Annotated in this window: 6 protein-coding genes; all 6 read left to right on the forward strand. The window is 56.7% G+C overall.

All coding sequences use genetic code 11. From position 1 onward, the window contains the following. Positions 1–1455, forward strand: a 1455-nt coding sequence (locus F8J34_RS07060; RefSeq protein ID WP_297057651.1) for a glycosyltransferase family 39 protein, incomplete at its 5' end; no start/stop codon positions are given. Continuing rightward, entirely contained in the window at positions 1452–2522 is a 1071-nt protein-coding gene (locus F8J34_RS07065; RefSeq protein ID WP_297057652.1) for a Gfo/Idh/MocA family oxidoreductase, read from the forward strand. The genes F8J34_RS07060 and F8J34_RS07065, both read left to right, overlap by 4 nt. Positions 2523–2524: 2 nt before the next feature. After that, the gene (locus F8J34_RS07070; RefSeq protein ID WP_297057655.1) at positions 2525–3640 is read left to right on the forward strand and encodes a DegT/DnrJ/EryC1/StrS family aminotransferase; all 1116 of its coding nucleotides are present in this window, start codon (positions 2525–2527) and stop codon (positions 3638–3640) included. Further along, a complete protein-coding gene (locus F8J34_RS07075) occupies positions 3637–4515 on the forward strand; it encodes a glycosyltransferase family 2 protein (RefSeq protein WP_297057658.1) in 879 nt (292 codons plus the stop codon). Before F8J34_RS07070 ends, F8J34_RS07075 begins: the two co-directional genes overlap by 4 nt. Continuing rightward, a complete protein-coding gene (locus F8J34_RS07080) occupies positions 4512–5474 on the forward strand; it encodes a class I SAM-dependent methyltransferase (protein ID WP_297057660.1) in 963 nt (320 codons plus the stop codon). Before F8J34_RS07075 ends, F8J34_RS07080 begins: the two co-directional genes overlap by 4 nt. Then, positions 5467–6185 (forward strand): hypothetical protein (locus tag F8J34_RS07085; protein WP_297057662.1); only part of this gene is annotated, 719 nt, incomplete at its 3' end. The genes F8J34_RS07080 and F8J34_RS07085, both read left to right, overlap by 8 nt.

The raw sequence follows: 6185 nt of genomic DNA on the forward strand, positions 1-6185 counted from the left end.
CATATTACCAAACCCCTCATCCCCTACTGGCTCATAAGGGCCTCGGCGGAGGTGTTCGGCGGCCTTAACGAATTTACGGTGAGGCTTCCGGTGGCCGCATGCGGACTTTTAACCCTTGTCGCCTTTTACGCCCTTGCCCGGCGCTTCCTTGAACCTTATTGGGCCTTAGTGGCCACCGGGATGCTTTCCACCTCCTGGGGGTTTGCGGCTTACGCCCGGGTGGCCCAGAGCGAGATCTATCAGCTTTCCGGTATCGTTTCCGCCCTGGCCTTTTACTTTTACGGGCGTGAAAGGCGAAGCTTTCCCCTTTATCTCGGTTTCTGGCTTTCGGCGGTCTTTGCGGCTTTGTCCAAGGGGCTTCCGGGGCTTGCGGTGCCGGTGCTGGTAGCAGGCCTTGACACCCTGCTTTATACCCGAAAGAGGCATTTAAACTTTAAGGCCTTTCTTGCGGCGGGGATAGCCCTGACCCTTTATCTTGCCCACTACTACGCGCTCTCTAAGGCCCTTCAAAGCGAGCTTCCCTTTCATCTTTTCGTGCGGGAAAACCTGCTTCAGGCCGTATCCCCCTACGACAATCGCGAGCCCTTCTATGTCTATCTTTACTATGTGCCCGTGCTCCTTCTCCCCTGGACCTTCTTTTTCTTCTGCGCTCTTGTCTGGGCGGTAAAAAAGCGCCTTTCCCTCTCCGAAAGGGAGCGCCTTCTGCTCTGGGCCATGGGGGCCATCTTCCTGCTCTTTACCCTGGCCCGGGCCCGCCGTTCTTATTACATCCTTCCCATCCTCCCCTTCTGCGTGCTCTTTACCACCCTCTATCTCCGGGAGGCCGTCCGCCGCCCCGACCGCTTAAGCCGCCTCGTCTTTTACGCTTACGGCATCATTACTTTTATTCTCGGTCTTGCCCTCCTCCCGGCCCCTCTTCTCTGGTCCCGTCTCGGGTTTCCGGCGGAAAAGTCCGGGCTCGCCCTGGCGGTAACGGTGGCGGGGCTCCTTGTGCTCTCCGCCCTCATCTGGTGCATGCTGCGCTCCACCCCTCCCTGGGGACTCATCCTGGCCTATCTCGTGCTCTACATCGTGGGGCTTTCCGTGCTCACTCCGGCCCTTACTCCTCCTTCAGAGAAGGTCTTCGGCCGGGCCCTCTCCGCCCTTTCCCGCAGGACCGGGGAGACCCCCTGCGCCCTGGGTAAGGTCTCGGCCAACCTCTATTTTTACCTTTCCTTCCCGCGTAAGGTCCCGGTCTTTTCCTCGACAAGGGAGCTTCCCCCCTCCTGCCGCCTTGTCTTTTTCCGGGAGTCGTTTTATAAGAAGGAAACCGCATTAGGAAGGACTCTTTTAGGGAAAAAGTGGATTCTTTACGGTTTGAAGCGGAGATATCTTTCGCGGGACCGGAACAAGAATTACCTGCTCCTTGCTCCGGCGGATCTCCCGGTAAATTTTCCTTTTGAGCCCTATTCATGAGAAAGGTAAGGATAGCCCTCATAGGTTGCGGGAAGGCGGCCACGCGACACCGGCGTATCTTCCGGGAGCTTCCGGAGGCCGAGGTGGTGGCGGTCGCGGATCTCAATCCGGAAAAGGCCCGGGCCTTTGCCGAGGACCTTTCCGCAAAGCCCTATACCGACTGGCGGAAGATGCTTGAGTCCCATCCGGAAGTGGAGGTGGTGGATATCGCCGTTCCCTCCGGGCTTCACGCCCGGGTGGCCCTCCCGGTGATGCGCGAATACGGAAAACACGTGCTCCTTGAAAAACCCATCACCCTCCTTCTCTCCGAGGCCCGGGAGATGGCGGAGACCGCCCGCAGGCTCGGCCTCAAACTGGTTACCGTGTATCAGAACCGGTTCAATCTGCCGGTAAAGCTGGTGCGGGAGGCGCTTCTTTCCGGGTATTTCGGGAAACCGGTGCTCTTTTCCGCTCGTTTTTACTGGTGCCGCAGGCAGGACTATTACGACAGTGCGGCTTGGCGTGGGACCTGGGCCCTTGACGGCGGGGCGCTCGCCCAGCAGGGGGCCCACCATGTGGACATGCTGCGCTGGCTGGCCGGCGAGGTGGAAAGTGTGTATGCGGAGATGGCCACCCGGCTGAGCCGTCTTGAGGCCGAGGACCTCCTGGTGGGGACGATCCGCTTTAAGAACGGGGCCCTCGGGACCATAGAGGCCACCACCTGCGCCCGGCCCCGGGATCTCGGGGCGGAGCTCACCATTCTCGGGGAGCGGGGTTCGGCCCGCATCGGGGGCTTTGCCATGAACGAGATCCTGGATCTCGCTTTTGAGGACGGTTTCCCCCCGGCGGAGGTCCTTGAGGCCCACCGGAAAAACCCCGAGGACCCCCTGGGCTTCGCCCATAGGGAATGTTTGAGGGCGGCCTTGAGGTATTTTTCCGGGGAGCCTCCGGACCCCCGGTTGTGTCTTCCCGAGGAGGCCGTGGCCTCGCTTGAGCTGGTCCAGGCCCTTTACGAGTCCGCCGAACGGGGGGAGCCGGTGCGCCTCCCCTTTGAGCCGCAAAAGTCAAAACTGGGGAAAGGGGTTTAGTCATGGGGGTTCCGCTGCTTGATCTTAGGCGCGACTGGCCGGAGATTCGCGAGGAGGTGGAGGCCGGCTGGCGGAGGGTCACCGAGTCCATGCGGCTTTTAAACGGAGAGAACCTTTTGGCTTTTGAGGAGGAGGCGGCGCGGTTTTTCAGGGCCCGGTTTGCCTTTGGGGTGGGCTCCGGGACGGCGGCCCTCTGGCTTGCGCTGCTTGCCTGCGGGATCGGTCCCGGGGACGAGGTCCTGATCCAGGCCAACGGGTTCGTGGCTGATGTGGAGGCCGTGGTCTGGGCCGGGGCGCAGCCGGTGCTGGTGGAGGCCGAGGAGGAATTCTTCGGGCCGGACCCCGAGGCCGTGGCCCGGGCCATAGGCCCGCGCACTAAGGCCCTGATCGTGGTCCACATGTACGGGCATCCGGCCCGCATTGAGGATCTCCTGGAGATTGCCTCCCGCCACGGTCTGGTCCTTATCGAGGATGCCTCGCATGCCCACGGTGCGGAATATAAAGGAAAAAAGGTCGGGACCTTCGGCAAGGTGGGCTGTTTCAGCTGCGGGCCGGTGAAAAATTTGAACGCCCTGGGGGACGCCGGTTTCGTCCTTACCGACGATGAGGAGGTGGCCCATCGCCTGCGCTACCTTCGGGTGCACGGCCAGGTCCGAAAGAACGAGCATGCTTTTTACGGCTTTAACAGCCGGCTTGATGAGCTTCAGGCCGTGGTCTTAAGGGCCAGACTCAAACGCCTTTCGGAGAAGAACGCCCGCCGGCGGAAGATTGCCGAAATTTACCGGCGCGAACTCTCGGGAATCCCGGACCTGAGGCTTCCTCCCGAGGATGGCCCGGAGCGCACGAGCGTCTATCACCGCTTCGTGGTCTTTACCTCCCGTCGGGACGAACTTCAAAGCCATCTTAAGGAACGGGGGATCGGGACCGGGATCTATTATCCGGTTCCGCTTCACCGGCAGCCGGCCTGGCGGGCCGCGGGGTTTCCGGAGCTTCCGGAGGGAACCTTTCCGGTGGCCGAAAGGCTCTGCCGGGAGGGGCTGGCCCTTCCCATGTTCCCCGAGATGACCGAGGCCGAGATAGAGGAAGTGGTGAGCGCGGTAAGGGAATTTTTCGCATGATCTCCGTGGTCATCCCGGTCCACAACGAGGAGAAAAACATAGAGCCTCTTTATGCGGAGTTAGTTTCCGCGCTTGAGAGTCTCGGTGAACCCTTTGAGATCATCTATGTAAACGACGGAAGCACCGACGGGACCGGAGAAGTCTTGCGGAGGCTAAAGAGTCGCGACTCGCGGGTGCGGGTCCTGGAGATGGACCGCAACCGGGGCGAGGCCGCGGCCCTTACCGCCGGGTTCTTCCACGCCCGCGGGGAAATCGTGGTGAGCATGGACGGCGACGGCCAGAACGACCCGGCCTACATCCCGGAGATGGTGCAAAAGCTTAGGGAGGGGGGCTACAAGGTGGTCTCCGGCTGGCGCATGAAACGCAAGGAGCCGCTCCTTACCCGGCGCCTCCCTTCCTGGATCGCCAACCGCATTATCGGCCTGGTTACCGGGGTGCGGGTGCACGACAACGGCTGTAGCCTCAAGGTCTATCGGGCGGAGGTGGTGAAGCGAGTGCAGATCCCGCACGGTTTTCATCGTTTCATTCCGGCCATCTTCGGGGTCAAGAACCACGAGGTGGCCGAGGTGCGGATCGTGGACCGCCCCCGCCGTTTCGGCCGCACCCACTACGGCCTAAAGCGCACCTTTGAAGTCCTGCGCGAGCTTCTTACCATCCGTTTCGTGCTGGGAAAAGCCCGGAGGAAGGAAAAAGGGTTAAAGATCTTTATCTGGGCGGCTCTTATCTTCTCTATAACGGCCTTTACCGTATTCTCTTCTATGGTTTTCTCTATCTTGGGCCTGGTTTCCGCCGGGATTGCCTTCCTGATCTATCGCAATCTTAAACGTTTCAACCACAGTCAGAGGTCGGGCACCTTTCGGGTTCGGGAGGTTTGAGTTTGGATCTCCGCTCCCAGCAATGTCCTGGCTGTGGATCCCTTGCGCCACAAATTTTCAGGGAGACCTTCCGGGATCCTTATTTTGGCGGGGATTATCGACTCTTTGAATGTTCGCAATGTGGACTTCAGTACTGGGAGCCGCGCAGGATCATCCCCGAGTTTTATGAAAGGGCTTATTTAAGGGAATACCGGGCCCGGCATGAAGGGGGGTTAAAAAGGCTCAAATATTATCATCTGGAGTTTTTTAAACATTTTCCCCGCTTCTCCGGGACCAGGCCCCGGCTTCTGGATGTGGGTTGCGGTAACGGTCTGTTCCTGAAGCAGGCCCGGGAGAGGGGATTTGACCCCTGGGGTATAGACCTGGATCAATATAGTGTGCGCTTTGCCTCGGAAAAACTGGGTCTTTCCAGGGTTTTGGCCCTGGATTTAGCGGGTTTTTTTCAAAAGGCCCAACAGGAAAACTGGCGGTTTGAGTTTATAACCGCCTTTGAGGTGCTGGAACATCAGGACCATCTGAAGGACTTCCTGGACAGAGTATTTCGGCTTTTGGTGCCCGGGGGTTTTTTCGCGGGTACCGTGCCCAATCGAGAAAATTTTTTTCGAATCGAAAAGACCGGTTCTTTTGTAGATTATCCCCCCAATCATTTTTTTAGATTTAACCAACAATCCCTAAAGATTCTGCTTGAAAAAGCCGGTTTTGAAAGGGTGGTTGTTTATGACATAAAGGAACCCTTTTACAAGTACTTAAAAAGTCTGGAAAAATTTACCTGGCAAAAGATGGTAAGGGCCCCAAAGAATGTCGGAGGGAATTATAAGCGGATGGTCAAAATATTCCGATTTTTCAGGGCCCTATGTTTGAGACCTGTACTTTTATTCCCGGCTCTTATCCTGAGGGAAAGGATCTCTTATCCGGTGCTTTACTTCCAGGCTCAAAAGAGGAGAGAGGTTCATGATTAAGGGGTTTTTATCTCTGTTTTTGCTTTGCGTTCTTATATCTACTTTTTCACCCCATGCTAGAGGTCTCCTCTTAGGAGGATATCTGGGGCTTTTGTTTTGTCTCTTGGTGCTCAGGTCCGAGATCAAAGGCCTTATAAAAGCGAATCGCCCTCTCTTTTTGGTTTTAATCTTGTTATTTTTTACTCTGGTTCCGGCTATTTTTTATAGCCCTTTACCCATATCCTCCCTGAATGCTTTCTTATGGAATTATGTATTTAATTTTATCTTAGCTCTTTCTGTGGGCGTGCTTTTAGTTCTTGATTCACGTTACTTGTGGATTTCCATTTTGTTAAGCAATCTTTTTTATATTATTCTCTTTCTATTCTCTTCCTTTAAACTTTGCTCTTTTAATCTCTGGTGTTTTTTGCTTAAAGGAATGGAAGTCGGGGAGCATCTGGTCGGCGTGGCCACCCTGTCTTCTATCGTGCTATTTTTCTCCATATTTTCTCTGGGACTGTTTTTTTATTACGCTTCCTGCCGCATACGCTGGCTTTACCTGGGGCTAGGATTGCTGGATATAGCCACTCTGATAGCCATGGGCAGGCGGGCCTCCCTCCTGGGGATTCTGGTGGCGTTTCTCTTCATAGCTCTTTTCCTGCGCTCGTGGCGGCGGGTGGGTTTGGGACTAGTCATAGCCCTTAGCCTGATTCTGGGGATCTTATTGGTTACCCC

The organism is Thermosulfurimonas sp., from assembly GCF_015491435.1.
Lineage (GTDB): Bacteria > Desulfobacterota > Thermodesulfobacteria > Thermodesulfobacteriales > Thermodesulfobacteriaceae > Thermosulfurimonas_A.